This window comes from Nonomuraea sp. NPDC050404, assembly GCF_040655495.1.
Lineage (GTDB): Bacteria > Actinomycetota > Actinomycetes > Streptosporangiales > Streptosporangiaceae > Nonomuraea.
In genome coordinates this window covers 269,086-286,662 of record NZ_JBFAKB010000002.1, presented here as the reverse complement: position 1 = coordinate 286,662, position 17,577 = coordinate 269,086, and the positions used below count along the sequence as shown (strand labels likewise).

General features: G+C 69.3%; 13 protein-coding genes and 1 pseudogene. 10 read left to right on the top strand and 4 right to left on the bottom strand.

Features of this window, described 5'->3' with window-relative positions; all coding sequences use genetic code 11:
- Positions 1-172: 172 nt before the first annotated feature.
- A complete protein-coding gene (locus AB0I81_RS06580; protein ID WP_360651015.1) occupies positions 173-1,534 on the bottom strand; it encodes an FAD-linked oxidase C-terminal domain-containing protein in 1,362 nt (453 codons plus the stop codon).
- Between the two features lie 52 nt (positions 1,535-1,586).
- Here AB0I81_RS06580 and AB0I81_RS06575 point away from each other — a divergent pair, with 52 nt between their 5' ends.
- A complete protein-coding gene (locus AB0I81_RS06575) occupies positions 1,587-2,168 on the top strand; it encodes a hypothetical protein (RefSeq protein WP_360651012.1) in 582 nt (193 codons plus the stop codon).
- Positions 2,169-2,183: 15 nt separating this feature from the next.
- Here the strand turns inward: AB0I81_RS06575 and AB0I81_RS06570 are convergent.
- Positions 2,184-3,398, bottom strand: a pseudogene (locus AB0I81_RS06570) (aminotransferase class I/II-fold pyridoxal phosphate-dependent enzyme); the annotation flags it as partial.
- Between the two features lie 285 nt (positions 3,399-3,683).
- On the opposite strand from AB0I81_RS06570, the gene ctaD reads away from it, so the two are divergent.
- From ctaD to AB0I81_RS06530, 8 genes are all read left to right on the top strand, one after another.
- Entirely contained in the window at positions 3,684-5,324 is a 1,641-nt protein-coding gene (ctaD, locus tag AB0I81_RS06565; RefSeq protein WP_360652030.1) for a cytochrome c oxidase subunit I, read from the top strand.
- 38 nt (positions 5,325-5,362) lie between these two features.
- Positions 5,363-5,596, top strand: a complete 234-nt coding sequence (locus tag AB0I81_RS06560; protein ID WP_360651009.1) for a hypothetical protein — start codon at positions 5,363-5,365, stop codon at positions 5,594-5,596.
- A 5-nt stretch (positions 5,597-5,601) separates the two neighbouring features.
- Positions 5,602-7,335 (top strand): fumarate reductase (quinol) flavoprotein subunit, encoded by a 1,734-nt coding sequence (gene frdA / locus AB0I81_RS06555; RefSeq protein WP_360651006.1) that lies wholly within the window; start codon positions 5,602-5,604, stop codon positions 7,333-7,335.
- Positions 7,328-8,089, top strand: a complete 762-nt coding sequence (gene sdhB / locus AB0I81_RS06550) for a succinate dehydrogenase iron-sulfur subunit (protein WP_360651003.1) — start codon at positions 7,328-7,330, stop codon at positions 8,087-8,089. Before frdA ends, sdhB begins: the two co-directional genes overlap by 8 nt.
- Positions 8,086-8,478, top strand: a complete 393-nt coding sequence (locus AB0I81_RS06545; protein WP_360651000.1) for a hypothetical protein — start codon at positions 8,086-8,088, stop codon at positions 8,476-8,478. Before sdhB ends, AB0I81_RS06545 begins: the two co-directional genes overlap by 4 nt.
- Positions 8,475-8,822 carry a fumarate reductase subunit FrdD gene (frdD, locus tag AB0I81_RS06540; RefSeq protein ID WP_360650997.1) on the top strand — a complete coding sequence of 116 codons (348 nt, stop codon included), beginning with the start codon at positions 8,475-8,477 and terminating at the stop codon, positions 8,820-8,822. Before AB0I81_RS06545 ends, frdD begins: the two co-directional genes overlap by 4 nt.
- Positions 8,823-8,982: 160 nt before the next feature.
- Positions 8,983-11,688 carry an immune inhibitor A domain-containing protein gene (locus AB0I81_RS06535; protein WP_360650994.1) on the top strand — a complete coding sequence of 902 codons (2,706 nt, stop codon included), beginning with the start codon at positions 8,983-8,985 and terminating at the stop codon, positions 11,686-11,688.
- A gap of 97 nt (positions 11,689-11,785) precedes the next feature.
- Positions 11,786-12,724 carry a diacylglycerol kinase family protein gene (locus tag AB0I81_RS06530; protein WP_360650991.1) on the top strand — a complete coding sequence of 313 codons (939 nt, stop codon included), beginning with the start codon at positions 11,786-11,788 and terminating at the stop codon, positions 12,722-12,724.
- A 126-nt stretch (positions 12,725-12,850) separates the two neighbouring features.
- Here the strand turns inward: AB0I81_RS06530 and AB0I81_RS06525 are convergent, their stop codons facing one another.
- Positions 12,851-13,624, bottom strand: a complete 774-nt coding sequence (locus AB0I81_RS06525) for an SWIM zinc finger family protein (protein WP_360650989.1) — start codon at positions 13,622-13,624, stop codon at positions 12,851-12,853.
- A gap of 3 nt (positions 13,625-13,627) precedes the next feature.
- A complete protein-coding gene (locus tag AB0I81_RS06520; protein ID WP_360652027.1) occupies positions 13,628-16,492 on the bottom strand; it encodes a DEAD/DEAH box helicase in 2,865 nt (954 codons plus the stop codon).
- 164 nt (positions 16,493-16,656) lie between these two features.
- On the opposite strand from AB0I81_RS06520, the gene AB0I81_RS06515 reads away from it, so the two are divergent.
- Positions 16,657-17,406, top strand: coding sequence for a methyltransferase domain-containing protein (locus tag AB0I81_RS06515; protein WP_360650986.1), 750 nt, complete (start codon positions 16,657-16,659; stop codon positions 17,404-17,406).
- Positions 17,407-17,577 lie beyond the last annotated feature (171 nt).

Genomic DNA, 17,577 nt, shown 5'->3' with positions numbered 1-17,577 from the left:
CCATTACAACCCAATAGATGTGGCGAAACGCTACCAGCGGGATCATTGGGCCGTCTGCCGGACCTGTCAGAAGTTTCACCGTTTGACGGGACGTGTCAGCCTTCGCCGCAGGTCGTGTAGGCCACGAAGTCCAAGGTCACGGCTTGGTCAAGGCAAGATCAAAATCCGGGCGTCAGATCGCCTTGCCTGGGTTGAGCAGGCCCAGGGGGTCGAAGACGGCCTTGATCTGTCCCTGCAGCTCGCCCGACACCGGCCCGGTCTCCAGCGCCAGCCAGCGCCGCTTCAGCAGCCCCACGCCGTGCTCGCCGGTGAGCGTGCCGCCGAGCTCCAGGGCGTCCTTGAACACCTCGTCCGCCGCGGCCCACACCTCGGGCGGCGGCTCCACGGTGCCGTGCTCGAAGATGAAGACCGGGTGCAGGTTGCCGTCGCCGGCGTGCGCCACCGTGGCGATCCGCACCCCGTGCCTGGCCGCCGCCGCCTCGATCCGGGTGATCATCTCGGGCAGCGCGGAGCGCGGCACGCACACGTCCTCGACCAGGCACGCGCCCTGCCGCTCCTTGGCCCCGTACGCCAGCCGCCGCAGCCCGATCAGCTCCTCGGCCTCCTGCGGGGAGGAGGAGACGGCCACGAACGAGGCGCCGTTGTCGGTGCAGATGCGCTCCATGCGCTCGGCCACGGCCTGGCCGTCGGCGGCGTCGGACTGGCCGATCAACATGGCCTGCGTGGTGGGTTCGAGCCCGATGTTGCGCCAGTCGTCGATGGCCTCCAGCGTGGCGCGGTCGAGCAGTTCCATGAGCGAGGGCTGGCAGCCGGCCGCCATGATCGCCGACACGGCGGCCCCCGCCTCGCGCAGCGAGCCGAACTCGGCGGCGAACGTCGCGGGCGGTACGGCGGGCGCGCGGCGCAGCCGTACGGTGGCGGCGGTGATCACGCCGAGCGTGCCCTCCGAGCCGACGAACAGCCCGGTCAGGTCGTAGCCCGTGACGCCCTTCATCGTGCGCCGGCCGGTGTTCAGCACCCGGCCGTCGGCCAGCACGACCTCAAGGCCGAGGGCGGAATCCCTGGTGACGCCGTACTTCACGCAGCGCAGCCCGCCGGCGTTGGTGGCCAGGTTGCCGCCGATGGTGGAGATCTCGTACGAGGACGGGTCGGGCGCGTACATGAGCCCGTGCTCCCTGGCGGCCTTGTCCAGGTCGGCGGTGATGACGCCGGGCTCGACGACGGCGATCTCGTCGGCGGGGGAGAGCTCCCTGATCGCGGTCATCCTGGCCAGCGACAGGACGATCGAGCCGTCGCCGGCCACCGAGGCGCCCGCCAGGCCGGTGCCCGCGCCGCGCGGCACGACCGGCACCCGGTGCTCGGTGGCCCACTTCAGGGTGGTCACCACGTCGTCGCGGGAGGCGGCCAGCACGACGCCGAGCGGTTTGCCGGGTTCGAGGAAGGTTCGGTCGCGGGCGTAGGAGTCGATCACGTCGGGGTCGGTCACGACGCGGGCTTCGGACAGGGAGTTCACCAGGGCATCAATCGGTCTCACGTGCCTCAGCCTATGGTTTGCGCAGTACGTTCCCAAAGGGAAGACTGCCCAGGTGAAACTCGGGTGCCCGCTGTGTTCGGAGACTGACCAGGTTGTAGCGGTTCCGGGTGCGGTCGCGGCCGGGACCACGTACAGAATCGGGCGGGTCAGGTTACCGGGCACGCGGGAGATCGCCGACCTGCCCACCGCCGCGTCGCTGGGCGCGTCCAAGCACGTCATGAGCCGCACGCAGCTCGCGGTGTGGTTGTCCTTCCCCAGCCGTCACTACACGCCGTGGGCCAGGAACCAGGGCTACGTCCTGCTGCTGGTCGCGGGCCTGGTGCACCTGGTCGTGTCGCTGGTGATCGCGATGGGGCAGGACCCGAACTGGGGCGAGGTGCTGCTGGCCCCGTTCTGCCTGACCGGCATCTTCTGGGGGCTGGGGCTGCTGAACGTGCTCGGCGCGTACGGCGCGCGCAGGCGCGACACGCAGGAGGGCCCGGCCAGGGAGAAGGCCCTGGCCGTGTGGGAGGGCCTGTACTACTGCGCGCGCGACAACGTGGTCTTCGAGCCCGGCGTGGACGTGTGGTTCCACCCGAGCGAGACGCGCGAGTACATCTTCGGCTTCAGGAACGGCGGCCCCCGCCTCACATAGCGGGGGCCGACCGGGTCAGCCCTGCTCCTCCGCCACCAGGCGGACGCAGACGGCCAGGCCGTTGATGGCCTGCTCCAGCTCCTCCATTTCGGGGAAGGTGGGCGCGATCCTGATCGTGCGGTCGTCGGGGTCCTTGCCGTACGGGTGCGTGGCGCCGGCAGGCGTCAGCGCGATGCCGGCGGCCTTGGCCCTGGCCACCACCTCGGCGGCGTGCGGCACCTCCAGGCTGATGAAGTAGCCGCCCTTGGGGCTCGTCCAGGTGGCCAGGTCGCCGAGCCGCTCGGTCAGCACCTTGTCCACCAGCTCGAACTTCGGCCCGATCAGCTCGGCGTGCCGGCGCATGTGCGCGGCCACGCCCGCGCCGTCACGCAGGAACTCCACGTGGCGGAGCTGGTTGATCTTGTCGGGGCCGATGGACTGCTTCGAGGTCTGGTGCAGGAACCACTTCACGTTCGCCGGCGAGCCGCCGAAGAACGACACGCCGGAGCCCGCCAGCGTCACCTTCGAGGTGGAGGCGTAGACGAAGACGCGGTCGGCGTTGCCCTGCTCGGTGGCCAGGGCGAGCAGGTCGGCCAGCTCGTCGGGGGTGTCGGTGAGGTGGTGCACCGCGTACGCGTTGTCCCAGAAGATCCGGAAGTCGGGCGCGGCCGACGGCATGGCGGCCAGCCTGCGCACGGTCTCGTCGCTGTAGGTGATGCCGGACGGGTTGCTGTACTTCGGCACGCACCACATGCCCTTGACGCTCGGGTCGGTGGCCACCAGGCGCTCGACCACGTCCATGTCGGGGCCGCCGGCGTTCATCGGAACGGGCACCATCTTGATCCCGAACCGCTCGCAGATGGTGAAATGCCGGTCATATCCGGGGACCGGGCAGAGGAACGTGATCTCCGGCTCCTCGACCCACCGGCGCGCGGCGCCCGGCACGGGCGTCAGCAGCGCGTGCGCCACGGTGTCGTGCATGAGGGCCAGGCTGGCGTTACCCCCGACGACCAACTGCTCCGCCGGCACGTTCAGCAGCGGCGCGAACAACTCGCGCAGCTCGGCCAGGCCCTGCAGGTTGCCGTAGTTGCGGCCGTCCGTGCCGTCGGCAGCCCGGAACGACGACGGCAGTTTGAGCAGGTCGTTGGAGAGGTCGAGCTGGCGCGGCGACGGCTTGCCCCTGGTGAGGTCGAGCGAGAGCTTTCGCTGGACGAGGTCGGCGTAGTCACGCTGGGCGGTCACGAGCATCTCCTCCGATTCTGATGCGGCCTACGAAGGATAGAAGATCCGACCAGGTACGCCGGTACGTATCCGCATTCTGGACAGCCCTCGAACCGGCGTTTTCGGCGTCGGAGGGCAAAGAACGGGCGAAGAACTGTCGAAGAACGACTTCCCCCGCGGCGATCGTTGGCGTGGAATGGGTAGATCGGGGCAGCCACAACTCCGCGCTGGAGGGGAGCAGCCGTGACGACTGTTCGAGAGACCTCGATCGAGCAGGTCAGGCGCCGTCGCACCGGGACCGTCATCGCCTCCTGGATGTCGACGACCGACCACAAGGTCATCGGGTACCTCTACCTGATCACCTCGTTCGGGTTCTTCCTCGTCGCGGGCGTCATGGCGATGATCATCAGGGCCGAGCTGGTGTCGCCGGGCATGCAGGTGGTCACTCAGCAGCAGTACAACCAGCTGTTCACCATCCACGGCACGGTGATGCTGCTGCTGTTCGCCACCCCGCTGTTCGCCGGGTTCGCGAACGTGGTCATGCCGCTGCAGATCGGCGCGCCCGACGTGGCCTTCCCGCGGCTGAACGCGGTGGCGTACTGGTTGTTCCTGTTCGGCGGGCTGATGGTGGTGGCCGGGTTCTTCACCCCCGGCGGCGCGGCCGACTTCGGGTGGTTCGCCTACACGCCGCTGTCCGACGGGATCTACTCGCCGCAGGTCGGCGCGGACCTGTGGATCATGGGCCTGGCCCTGTCGGGCCTGGGCACGATCCTCGGCGCGGTCAACTTCATCACCACGATCATCGGCATGCGGGCGCCCGGCATGACCATGTTCCGGATGCCGCTGTTCACCTGGAACGTGCTGCTGACCAGCATGCTCGTGCTGATGGCCTTCCCGGTGCTGGCCGCCGCGCTGCTGGTGCTGGAGGCCGACCGCAAGCTGGGCACCCAGGTCTTCCTGGCCGAGAATGGCGGGCCGCTGCTCTGGCAGCACCTGTTCTGGTTCTTCGGGCACCCCGAGGTGTACATCATCGCGCTGCCGTTCTTCGGGATCATCTCCGAGGTGATCCCGGTCTTCAGCCGCAAGCCGCTGTTCGGCTACATCACGCTGGTCGGGGCCACGATCGCGATCGCGGGCCTGTCGATGACCGTGTGGGCGCACCACATGTTCCCGACCGGGCAGGTGTTGCTGCCGTTCTTCTCGTTCATGACGTTCCTCATCGCGGTGCCGACCGGGGTGAAGTTCTTCAACTGGATCGGCACGATGTGGCGGGGCCATCTGAGCTTCGAGTCACCGATGTTGTTCTGCGTGGGCTTCCTGGTGACGTTCCTGCTGGGCGGACTGACGGGCGTGATCCTGGCCTCGCCGCCGCTCGACTTCCACATCAGCGACACCTACTTCGTGGTGGCCCACTTCCACTACGTGGTGTTCGGCACCGTCGTGTTCGCGATGTTCGCCGGCTTCTACTTCTGGTGGCCGAAGATGACCGGCCGGATGCTCGACGACCGCCTGGGCAAGGTGCACTTCTGGACGTTGTTCATCGGCTTCCACACCACTTTCCTCATCCAGCACTTCCTCGGGCAGATCGGCATGCCCAGGCGTTACGCGGACTACGGCGTGGGCGACGGCTTCACCCTGCTCAACCAGATCTCCTCGGTGGGCGCGTTCCTGCTGGGCGCCTCGACGCTGCCGTTCCTCTACAACGTCTGGAAGACCGCCAGGCGGGCGCCCAAGGTCACCCTCGACGACCCCTGGGGCTACGGCAACTCCCTGGAGTGGGCGACGAGTTGCCCGCCGCCGCGGCACAACTTCACCAGCATGCCGCGCATCCGCTCCGAGCGGCCCGCCTTCGACCTGCACTACCCGCACGAGACGAACGAGAAGCCGGACGAGACGCCCGAGGTCGAACAGGACGAGACCCCGCAGGTGCCGCGGCGCGAGGACGAACCCGGCTGAACCGCCCATGAGGTTTCGCCTATCTAAGGAGATCGGCGATGACAGGCACGAAGATCCCCTTCGACCCCGAGACGGCCCCCTGCGGCAAGAAGTCCGGCGGTGAGCGCCTCGTTGACGACGACGGCTACGGGCTGCTGATCCGTGACCAGCTCTTCGACTGCGGCTGCCGCAGGATCCGCCACGAGTACCACGACGGAAGCATTCACCTGTCCTCCGTCCGCCACGACGGCAAGCGTGTCAAGGACCCCATACAACCTGACCACGGAGTGTGACCTCAATGATCGATGTGCTCATCGTCGGGGGAGGCGGAGCGGGTCTGCGTGCGGCCATCGCGGTCGCCGAGACGGACCCCTCGCTCAAGGTGGCGGTCGTGTCGAAGGTCTACCCGATGCGCAGCCACACGGTCTCCGCCGAGGGCGGTGCCGCCGCGGTGATCGGCGCCGGCGACACGCTCGACGAGCACTGTTACGACACGATCTCCGGCGGCGACTGGCTGTGCGACCAGGACGCGGTCGAGGCTTTCGTGGCCGAGGCGCCCAGGGAGCTGATCCAGCTCGAACACTGGGGCTGCCCGTGGAGCAGGGAGAACGACGGCCGGGTGGCGGTGCGCCCGTTCGGCGGCATGAAGAAGATGCGCACCTGGTACGCCGCCGACAAGACCGGCTTCCACCTCCTGCACGCACTCTTCCAAACAACCCTGAAATATCAGGACATCATCAGGTACGACGAGTGGTTCGTCACCAAGCTCGTCGTGGACGACGGCCGCGTGCACGGCGTCGTGGCCGTGGAGATCAGGACCGGCCGCATCGAGACCATCCCCGCCAGGACCGTCATCCTGGCCACCGGCGGTTGCGGCAAGATCTTCCCCTTCACCACGAACGCCGCCATCAAGACCGGCGACGGCATGGCCCTGGCCTACCGGGAGGGCGCGCCGCTCAAGGACATGGAGTTCGTCCAGTACCACCCGACCGGCCTGCCGTTCACCGGCATCCTCATCACCGAGGCGGCCAGGGCGGAGGGCGGCTGGCTGATCAACAAGGACGGCTACCGCTACTTACAGGACTACGACCTGGGCCTGCCGACGCCCACGCCGAAGTTGCGCAGCATGGAGCTGGGCCCGCGCGACCGGCTCTCCCAGGCGTTCGTGCACGAGCAGCACAAGGGCCGCACCGTGGACACCCCGTACGGCCCCGTCGTCTACCTGGACCTGCGCCACCTCGGCGAGTCGAAGATCGACAGCCGGATCCCGTTCGTGCGCGAGTTGTGCCGCAGCTACCAGAACCTCGACCCGGCCACCGACCTCATCCCGGTGCGCCCGGTCGTGCACTACATGATGGGCGGCGTGCACACCGACATCGACGGCGCCACCCCGATCGCGGGGCTGTTCGCGGCCGGTGAGACCGCCTGCGTGAGCATCAACGGCGCCAACCGGCTGGGCTCCAACTCGCTGCCGGAGATCCTCGTCTTCGGCCGCCGGGCCGGCCTCGCCGCCGCCGAGTTCGCCAGGTCGCACCCCGGCGGGGAAGTGGGGGCCGTACGGCACCAGGGCGCGGACGAGCGGCGGCGGCTGGAACGCGGGCGCGAGCGCAGCGGTCACGGCGAGCGGATCGCCGACCTGCGCGAGCAGATGCAGCACACCCTCGAAGGCGCCGCCGGCATCTACCGCACGGGCGACGTGCTGACCAAGGCGGTCGACACGCTCGCCGAGCTGCGCGAGCGGGCCGGGAGCGCCCGCGTCGAGGACACCAGCACCGCCTTCAACACCGAGCTGGTCAACCTGCACGAGCTGCACGCGATGCTGGAGATCGCGCAGACCGTCGTGGCCTGCGCGCTGAACAGACAGGAGTCGCGCGGCGCGCACCAGCGCACCGACTTCTCCGCCAGGGACGACCAGACGTACCTGGCGCACTCACTGGTGCACCGCGCGCCCGACGGCACGCCGTCCGTCGGGCTGCTGCCCGTGACGATCACCCGCTGGCCTCCGGGAGAAAGGGTCTATGGACGTGACTGACACCACAGAGTCGGTACGGCAGGCGTCGGGCACGAGGACCATCCGGATGGAAGTGGCCAGGTATCGCCCGGGAGAGGACGACGAGCCGGTCTTCCAGGGCTACGAGGTGCCGCTGATGACCGACTGGGCCGTGCTGGACGGGCTCAACTACATCAAGGACCAGCTCGACGGCAGCCTGTCCTACCGCTGGTCGTGCCGGATGGGCGTGTGCGGCTCGTGCGGCATGACGGTCAACGGCGAGGCCCGGCTGACCTGCGGCACCTTCCTCGGCGAGTACGGCGGGGGCCCGGTCAGGATCGAGCCGCTGAAGGGATTCCCGGTCATCAGGGACCTGGTCGTGGACATCGACGGCTTCCTGGCCAAGCTGTCGTCGGTGCGGCCGTGGCTGATCAGGGAGGGCGAGGAACTGCCGCTGACCACGGAGTACGCCCAGACGCCCGAGCAGTTGGAGGCGTACAAGCAGTACAGCATGTGCATCAACTGCCTGCTGTGCTACTCGGCCTGCCCGGTGTACGTGCTCGACCCCGACTTCCTCGGCCCGGCGGCCATCGCGCTGGCCCAGCGCTACAACCTGGACTCGCGCGACATGGGCGACCGCTTCGACGTGCTGAGCCAGGACGACGCGGTGTGGGGGTGCACGTTCGTCGGCGAGTGCACCAAGGTCTGCCCCAAGCACGTGGACCCGGCCGAGGCCATCCAGCGTTACAAGCTGACCGCCGCGCTGCGCTCGGTGCTGCCATGGAGCACACGGTGAAAGCCCAGACCGTGTACCAGCCGCGCCGGGACCCCCTGTGGTTCGCCCGCACCCGCAACTACACCGTCTTCGTGCTGCGCGAGCTGACCAGCGTCTTCGTCGCCTGGACGATCGTCTACCTGCTGATGCTCATCGACGCGGTGCTGGGCGGGAGCCTGGACGCCTTCGTGGCGCTGGCCGCCCGGCCCTGGATGATCGCGATCAACGTGGTCGCCCTGGCCGCGACCGCCTTCCACGCGCTCACCTTCCTGAACCTGGCCCCCAAGGCGGCGGTCGTCCGGCTGGACGGCTACCGGCTGCCCGCCTGGATGATCCAGGGCGGCAACCACTCGCTCTGGCTGGCGGTCTCGGCGGTCATCGCCTTCTTCGTCCTGAGGGGGTTCCAGTGAAGACCCGACGAAGCCCCGAGCCGTACCTGTGGCTGATGTTCAGCGGCGGGGGAGTGGTGGCGGCGCTCGTGCTGCCCGTGCTGGTGCTGCTGTTCGGGGTGCTCATGCCGCTCGGCATCCTGGACTGGCCGGACGCCGCGCACCTGCGCGGGCTGCTGGACAACGTGCTCGTACGGCTCGCGCTCCTCGCGGTGGTCGTGTTGTGCCTCTTCCACGCCGCGCACCGGATCCGGCACACCAGCGAGGAACTGCTCGGCATCGCCAGATTCGACCTGCTGATAGCGCTGCTCTGTTACGGAGGGGCCATCGCGGGCGGAGTCGTCGCCGGAAGTTTGATGTTCTGAATGTCGTAGTTTGATCACGTTTCAACAACGTACTTTACGACCGGTTGAGGCACCATCTAGCGTCCGGCATTGCATACCTCATGGCCATGCGCCCGGCGATCCCGGGCAGAGAGGGTTCCTGGTGCCCAGCACAAAGCGTTTGTTAGCAACGTTCCCGGCGGTGGCCCTTCTCGGCGCCGCCCTGTCCGTGCCGGCCGCGTCCGCGTCCTCGGTCGCGAACTACCAGCCCACGGCCGCCGACTACTACATCAACTACGCTCCGCCGCAGGTCCAGAGGGACGGCAAGGAGCCGACGCTGGTCAACGACAATGCGCGCTCGCTCACCCCCGCGCAGAAGTTCGACCGCAAGTTCAACAGCGGAAACCCGACGGCCGGCCGTGTTCTCGCCGCACGCGAGAACCAGGCCATCAAGACCGGCCGCAACCCCGCTGAATGGATCTTCAAGAATTCCAAGCAGGTCCGCACGGCCAAGCTCCTCACCGTCCTGGTCGAGTTCAACGAGCAGGCCAACGACGACTTCTCCGGCTACAACCGGCTGCGCACCGTCAACAGCGGGCCGGACGACTGCGTGGTCGAGCCGGCGGGCACGCTGCTGAACGGCCCGCTGCACAACAACATCCCCGACCCCGCCAAGCTGCCCGCCAAGGACAACAACTCCTTCTGGGTCAAGGACTTCAGCACCGAGCACTTCAACAAGATGCTCTACACCGACAAGGGCATCACCGAGCGCGTGCGCCCGGACCTGAAGGACCCGCGCGACGGCAAGCCCGGCATCGACATCTCCGGCTTCACGATGAAGAAGATGTACGAGGAGATGTCCAAGGGCGCCTACTCCGTCACCGGCTCGGCGGTCGGCTGGATCAAGGTCCCGCACTCCGAGGCCTGGTACGGCGCCGCCAAGTGCGGCGGAGCGCCCCAGGACATGTCCGGCCACCCCGACAACCCGCTCGGCGCCCAGCAGCTTCCCATCGACACGGTCGAGGCGCTGGCCAAGGCACAACCCGACTTCCCGTGGGCCGACTACGACGTCGAGGACGTCTCCGACGCCGACGGTGACGGCAACCACGCCGAGCCCGACGGCGTGATCGACCACCTGGTGCTGGTGCACGCCGGCAAGGACAAGTCCTCCGACGGCGGCGCCGAGGGCACGTACGCGATCTGGGCGCACTCCAGCGCCGTCGCGGGCGGCTACAAGGTCCCCGGCACCGACAAGAAGATCTCCAACTACATCGTGCAGCCGGAGGACTCCGGCGTCGGTGTCTTCGCCCACGAGTACGGCCACGACCTGGGTCTGCCCGACCTGTACGACACCTCGGGCGCGGCCAGCTCCGCGGTGGACTTCTGGGACCTGATGTCCAGCGGCTCCCACTCCGGGCCGATCTTCCAGTCCATGCCGTCCCACATGGGACTGTGGGACAAGTGGGTGCTCGGCTGGGCCAACCCGAAGACGTTCGACCCGGGCGACGCCGCCAAGATCGTCACGGTCGGCCAGTCCTCGCGCACGCCCAAGCTCACCCAGGACGGCATCCGCGTCAACCTGGCCTCGCAGCCGGTCAAGATGATCGACGTGCACAGCGGCTCGAACGCCTGGTGGAGCGGCCTGGACCAGGACTGGGCCAACCTCACGCTCACCCGTGACGTGCCCGTGCCCGCCGGATCCGACGTGCGGTTCTGGATGTGGAACAACTACGTGATCGAGCAGGACTGGGACTTCGGCTTCGTCGAGATCTCCACCGACGGCGGCGAGACCTGGGCCCAGCAGAAGGTCCACGACGAGGCCGGCAACGAGGTCAGCACCCCTGACGACTACCCGGACCCGAACAACAACCTCGCCGCGTTCGGCAACAAGAAGTACGGGCTCACCGGCGACAGCGGCGGCTGGCGGCACGACTACGTCAACCTGACGCCGTTCGCCGGGCAGACCGTCAAGCTGCGGCTCGCCTTCAACACCGACGCCGCCTTCCAGGAGCGCGGCTGGCATGCCGACGACTTCGAGCTCACCAGCGACGGCACGTCGGTGTGGAGCGACGACGTCGAGGGCGGGGACAACGGCTGGAAGCCCGTCGGCGGCACCTTCACCAACACCAGCGGCGCCGGCTGGACCCGCAACAACGGCGAGCGCGAGATCTCCCGCTTCTACCTCGCCGAGTGGCGCAACTTCGACGGCTTCGACAAGGGCCTGCAGTACACCTACGACACCGACTACATGCGCGAAGGCGCGTGGAAGGTGCAGAAGGTGAAGTACAACGCGCCGGGGCTGCTCGTCTGGTACCGCGACTCGACGTACGTCAACAACAACATCGCCTCCACCATCACCCAGGCGCCGAGCATCGGCCCCAAGGGCAGCCTGCTGGTCGTGGACTCCCACTACGAGCCGCTGCGCAGGACCGGCGCCGCGGCCGAGAAGGACCCGACCGTGCAGAAGAACCTGCAGGGACGCGTCCAGACCTCCAACGCCGCGTTCGGGTTCGGTAGGACCTATCCGTTCAAGGAGTGCCTGGAGGCGGCGGACGAGCCGTACAGCGAGTACTGCACGGACTTCCCCGCGCAGAAGGGCGTGTCCACCTTCACCGACGCCAAGACCTGGTACCCGGGCATCGAGCTGATCGGCAGCAGCCTGTACTACCGGGACGCCGACGCCTCGGTGGTCGTGCCGTCGAAGGGTGATCAGCGTTACACCACCCGCGCGGTCAACCAGGACGGCACCCCGGCCACGCAGCTCTACGGCCAGGTGGTCCAGGGCTCGACGCTCGGCACCGGCAACCCCGGTGACGAGGGCAAGGCGCTGGGCGTGCAGCTCAAGCTTCTCAGCCCGCTGCCGGGCAACCTGGGTGCGATCGTGCACGTGGTCCCGCCCAAGAAGTGACCTCGGGATGACATCTCGATGACTGCTTTTCGCCTGGGGTCGGCCGCCTTTCGCGATCGACTCCAGGCCCCCCTCTTTGCACCTACGATTGATGACCATGAGCGAACTGCGCACCAAGGATGAGCACACCGAGGCGATCCGGCGGGATCGCCGGGTGGCGGTGGTGGTGAACACTCGCTCGCGCCGCGGCCGCCGCCACTACTTCGAGGTGATCGAGCAGATCCACAACCTCGGTTTCGAGCCGCTGGCGGAGTTGTCGGTCTACAACCCCAAACGGCTGCGCGAACTGCTCGACACGGCCCTGGCCACCGACCCCGACCTGCTCATCGTCGGCGGCGGCGACGGCACGCTGTCCTCGGCCGTACGGCACGTCGCCCACCGCGACGTGGCCCTGGGCGTGCTGCCGCTCGGCACCACCAACAACTTCGCGCGCAGCCTGGGCCTGCCGCTCGACCTGGCGGGGGCGATCAGGGTGTTCGCCACCGGCAAGGTGGCCGACATCGACCTCGGCATGGCCGACGACCGGCCGTTCGCCAACCTGGCCAGCTTCGGGGTGTCGGTCGAGGTGGCGGGCAAGGTCAAGCCGTGGCTCAAGCGGGTCGTGGGCCGCCCCGCCTACCCGCTCACCGCGCTGACGATCCTGCCGGGCCACCGGCCCTTCCGCGCGTACATCACGGTGGAGGGGGAGCGCCACGAACTGCTCACCCACCAGCTCAACATCGCCAACGGCCGCTTCCACGGCGGCTGGCAGGTGGCCAGGGACATCAGCATCGACAACGGCATGCTGGTGGCCTACCAGCTCGGCTCCGGCAAGAAACTGCGCCTGCTCGGGGAGACCCTGCTCAGGGCGACGACCGGCCGCTGGCGCAGCCTGGCAGGGGGGCCTTTCGTGATGGGCCGGGAGATGTTGCTGGAGACCGACCCGCCGATGGCCGCCGACGTGGACGGCGAAGTCCGGCTACGCACCCCGATCAGGCTCCGCGTGGTTCCGAACGGGGTGCGTGTCATGGTGCCCGCGGCCTTCGAGGACCGCTGAGCTCAACGGTTCAAGTCCAGGAAAATCCCATGCTCCCACCCTTTCCGTGCGTTACAACTCCTCCTACTTAAGGTAATCGAGCAATCGCTGTACGTCACGGGCAGGGAAAGTGCAACAGGGGCGTGATTACGCGTCCGCGAACTTCTCGTACGCCGGGGTGAGCGCCTGCCCGAGGTCGCCGGGCGGCGGAAACACCCGCAGGAGCAGGTCGGGAGCGGCGGCCGGGTGGCGGCGTTCCGGGCGGTGCGCGGTGGCGCCCGGGGCGTAGAAGTCGGCCAGCCGGTCGGCGAACGGCACGTCCGCCACGGCCAGCGGATCCGCCGCCGCCTCCGTGGCCAGCGAGCCGAGCAGTTGCTCGCGGGTGCGCCCGCGCCAGGCCAGCACCAGGAACGGGTCGTCGTCGAACGACTCGGCCAGCAGGTACAACACCGCCGACAGGTGCTTGCAGGGAAATCCCCAGTCGGGGCACGAGCAGTCCATGTCCAGGTCGCGCGGGAACAGGTCGATCCCCATCGAGGCGAACAACTCCTCGATCTCGGCCGGCATCTCGCCCGCCAGGAGCTTGGCCCGGTAGACGGCCTGCGCCGCGATCGACTCCTCGATGGCCTCCCAGAGGGCGTCGCCGTACACCTCGATGTTGATCGTGATCTTGTACGGGGTGCTGCGCGACCCCTGCACGGCGGCCCTGACCCGGCCGGCGGCCAGGTCGATGGACAGCACCTGACCCTGGCGGGCGTAGGCCCGGCCGCGCGTGAGGCGGCCCTTGTCGCAGATGCGCTCCAGGATGTCGATGAAGCGGCGCGACCACCAGGTGGAGCCGATGCTGCCGCGCTGCGAGCGGGCCCTGAGCCCGCCCTCCACCTTGATCGGCTGGGGCCGGTCGTACCACCAGTCGGCCATGGCTCAGCTCACCCTCTCGTCCAGTGGCCGCACCCCTTCGGCCGTCAGTTTGAACACCTCACGCAACTCCTCGGTGGACAGGTCGGTCAGCCAGTCCTCGCCGGTGCCCACGACGCGCTCGGCCAGCGCCTTCTTGCGCTCGATCATCTGGTCCACGCGCTCTTCCAGGGTGCCCGCGCAGATGAGCTTGCGCACCTGCACGTTCCTGCGCTGCCCGATGCGGAACGCGCGGTCGGTGGCCTGGTCCTCGACGGCCGGGTTCCACCAGCGGTCCACGTGGATGACGTGGTTGGCGGCCGTCAGGTTCAGCCCCACGCCGGCGGCCTTGAGCGAGAGTACGAACAGGGTCGGCTCGGAGTCGTTCTGGAACCTGTCCACCAGGCGGTCGCGGGTCTTCTTCGGCAGGCCGCCGTGCAGCCACAGGACCGGGCGGTCGAGGCGCTGGGCGAGGTAGGGCTGCAGCAGCGTGCCGAACTCCGCGTACTGGGTGAACAGCAGCGCCTTCTCACCCTCGGCCAGGATCTCCTCGCAGAGTTGCTCCAGGCGGGTCAGCTTGCCGGACCTGCCCGTCAGGCGGGAGCCGTCCTTCAGCAGGTGGGCGGGGTGGTTGCAGACCTGCTTGAGCTTGGCCATGGCCGCCAGCACCAGGCCGCGCCGCTCGATGCCCTCACTGTCGTTGATCTTGGACAGCATGTCGTCCACGACCGCCTGGTAGAGCGTGGCCTGCTCGGTCGTGAGCTGGCACCACTCCTTGACCTCCAGCTTCTCCGGCAGGTCGGAGATGATGGACTTGTCGGTCTTGAGGCGGCGCAGGATGAACGGGCCCGTCGCCCGTTTCAGCGCGCCGGCCGCCTGCTCGTCCTGGCGGGCCTCGATCGGCTCCTGGAAGCGAGTCCTGAACCGCGAGCGCGGCCCCAGCAGGCCCGGGTTGGCGAACTCCATGATCGACCAGAGCTCGGCCAGGTGGTTCTCCACCGGCGTGCCCGTCAGCGCGAGCCTGGTGCCCGTGGGGATCGACCGTACGGCCCGGGCCTGCAGCGTGCCGCTGTTCTTGATCGCCTGGGCCTCGTCGCACACGACCCTGCGCCAGTCGAAGCGCTTGAGGGTCTCCAGGTCGCGGTGGGCGGTGCCGTACGTGGTGATCACCAGGTCGGCCTCCTCGATCCCGGCGGCGTCGCGCCCGCTGCCGTGGTGCACGTACACCCGCAGCCCCGGCGCGAACCTGGCAGACTCGCGCTGCCAGTTGCCGATCAGCGACATCGGGCACACCAGCAGGGTCGGCCTCTCGGCGCGCTCGTGCACCAGCAGCGCCAGCGTGGTGATCGTCTTGCCCAGCCCCATGTCGTCGGCCAGCACCCCGCCCAGCCCGAGCTCCGACAGGAAGCTCAGCCACGCCAGCCCCCGCTCCTGGTACGGCCGCAGCGTGGCGTCCAGGCCCACCGGCGTCGTCAGCGGGGTCAGCCGCCGCTCGGCCTGACCGGACAGCAGGTCGCCGAGCACGCCGTCCGCGTCGATCCTCAGCAGCGGCAGCTCGTCGTCGCCCTGCACGACCTGCCGCAGGATGTCGGCGGCGCTCGCCTCGCCCGCGCGGCCGTCCTCCACCGCCCGCAGCGCCGCCTTGAGCTGCCGGTCGTCCAGCTCCACCCACTGGCCCCGCACCCTGACCAGCGGCACCTTGAGCCTGGCCAGCTCGGCCAGCTCCTCCTCGCTGATCGTCTCCTCGCCCACCGCCAGGTCCACCCGGAAGTCGACCAGCTCCCGCATGCCGAACCCCTGGCTCGCGGCCGCCGACTGCTGCGGCTTCGTGCGCGTGGTCAGCTTCAGGCCCAGTTTGGTACGGCCCGCCCAGCGCGGCAGCTGCACCCCGAACCCGGCCGCCTGCAGCAGCGGCGCGGCCTGCCGCAGGAAGCCGAACGCGCCGGCCGTGTCCAGCGCCAGCTCGCTCGGCTCCGGCACGCGCAGGGCGTGGTCCAACTCGGGATACAGCCTCACCGCCCGGCCGAGGCCGGTGAGCAGCTCCCGCTCCGGCGTGCCCGGCAGACCCGTCGCGCCGGCCCAGACGTGCGTGGCCGGGACGTACAGGCTGGGGTCGTCGGCGGCCTGCAGCGCCAGCTCCACCCGCCAGTCGTCGGTGTCGGCGGGCTCCAGCAGGCGGAAGCACACGCGCGTCGCGCCGCCCTCGGAGGCCGCCACCGTGTCGTGCCACTTCTCCAGCTCGCCCCTGAGCTCCGGGGCGTCGGGGCAGGCCGGGTCGTCGCCGGTGAGGGCGGCCAGCCAGCGTTCCCGCTCATTCTTGGGCCGCGTGGTGCTCAGCGGCTCGGTAAGGGTGCGGCGGACCAGGGCGTCGGCGAACGCTTCGAGCGCCTCGCGCAGGACGCCGGCGGAGGGGCGTTCGGTGCGGGAGGTGCGGCAGGCGGGCGGCATGGCCAGGGCCAGGTCCCTGAAGTACGCGGCGTCGGCCCCGGTCAGGATCGGCCGCCACACGGCCCGCGCCCCGTCCCCGTTTGGCGTCAGTTGCGGGATGAGGCGGCCACGGCGTACCAGGTCGCGGGCGAAGGCGGCGACGGCGGCCCAGTGGCGCATCGTCGCGGTGCCGGTGTGCCGGGGCAGCACCGGCAGCGCGTCGGCGGTGGCCGGGAGGATGGCGGGCACCTGCCACAGGCGCAGCCGGGGGCGGGCCACCTCCGCCAGCCGGCCGGTCTCGGGGGAGGGCAGCGGCTCCTTGGCCGAGCCGGGCAGCAGCAGGGCCAGCGTGGGTGATGGCGGTGGGGCCGGGGCGTCGAGGCCGAGCGCGGCGGCGACGGCGGGCGCCGGAGCGGCGAACGGATGAGGGCGCTCTCCCGCGGACGTGGCACGGCGAGAGGACATCTTGGAGGTGGAGCCGGGATCGGTGTCGGTGGTCTCCGCCCAGAATGCGAGCCCGTCCGCCGTCCAAACCCCGTGTACCAGCACTCCGGCAGATTACCTCCGCAGGCCGGAAGATCGGGCCGCCTGGCTGAGCCCGCGAGGAGGCCGCCGCTTAGGATCATGGCATGAGGTTCTCGGGCGCGGAGGGCAAGTGGCGTGCGGGGCTGGGCAGGTTGCGGGACGTCGTACGGCAGGAGCTGGTCACCCGCCAGCTCGCCGAGCACGTCCCCGCCACGCCCTGCCGCATCCTCGACGTCGGCTCGGGCCAGGGCACCCAGTCGCTCAGGATGGCGGCCAGGGGCCACCACGTCACCGCGCTCGACGCCTCCCGCGAACTGCTCGACCTCCTTGAGGCGGGCATCCAGCCGGGCATGCGCGTCAGGACCGTGCGGTCGCCGGCCGAGCGGCTGGATGAGCTGTTCGGGCCGGGCAACTTCGACGTGGTGCTCTGCCACGGCGTGCTCATGTACTTCGACGACCCCGACCCGCTCCTCGCCGCGCTGGCCCGCATGCTCGCCCCCGGCGGCCTGCTGTCGCTGCTCGTGCGCAACGGCGACGCGCTGGCCATGCGGCCCGGGCTGCTGGGCGACTGGGAGGGGGCGCTGCGCGCGTTCGATGGGGTGGGCTACGTCAACCGGCTCGGCGTTGCGGCCAGGGCCGACCGGCTGGGCGAGCTGACGCGACGGCTGGGCGCACAGGGGCTGGAGGTACGGCAGTGGTACGGCGTGCGCGTGCTCAGCGACGCCGCGCCCAACGACGCGCCCATCCCCGATGACCTGGACGAACTGCTGGCGGCCGAGGAGCAGGCGGGCAGGACGGATCCCTACCGTGCGCTTGGTGCATTGACCCACCTCATTTGCCATCGGAAGACGTAGACTGAGGCTATGAACACTCCCGGATCGTGGTGTGAGCGGCCGAAGCCGCAGGCTCCCTCGTGCGAGCTCCCATCCCCGTGGAGCAAGCCGAAGAAGCCCGACAACTGGTGCGAAGTTCAGAAGGACCCCGTGGTCAACGTCCTGGGGTTCCTGCTCAGGGCTGCCAAGCGG

Coding starts and splice junctions, on each gene's coding strand:
- ctaD (WP_360652030.1), top strand. CDS start 3,684: ATGTCGACGACCGACCACAAGGTCATCGGGTACCTCTACCTGATCACC.
- AB0I81_RS06560 (WP_360651009.1), top strand. CDS start 5,363: ATGACAGGCACGAAGATCCCCTTCGACCCCGAGACGGCCCCCTGCGGC.
- frdA (WP_360651006.1), top strand. CDS start 5,602: ATGATCGATGTGCTCATCGTCGGGGGAGGCGGAGCGGGTCTGCGTGCG.
- AB0I81_RS06530 (WP_360650991.1), top strand. CDS start 11,786: ATGAGCGAACTGCGCACCAAGGATGAGCACACCGAGGCGATCCGGCGG.
- AB0I81_RS06525 (WP_360650989.1), bottom strand. CDS start 13,624: ATGGCCGACTGGTGGTACGACCGGCCCCAGCCGATCAAGGTGGAGGGC.
- AB0I81_RS06520 (WP_360652027.1), bottom strand. CDS start 16,492: ATGTCCTCTCGCCGTGCCACGTCCGCGGGAGAGCGCCCTCATCCGTTC.
- AB0I81_RS06515 (WP_360650986.1), top strand. CDS start 16,657: ATGAGGTTCTCGGGCGCGGAGGGCAAGTGGCGTGCGGGGCTGGGCAGG.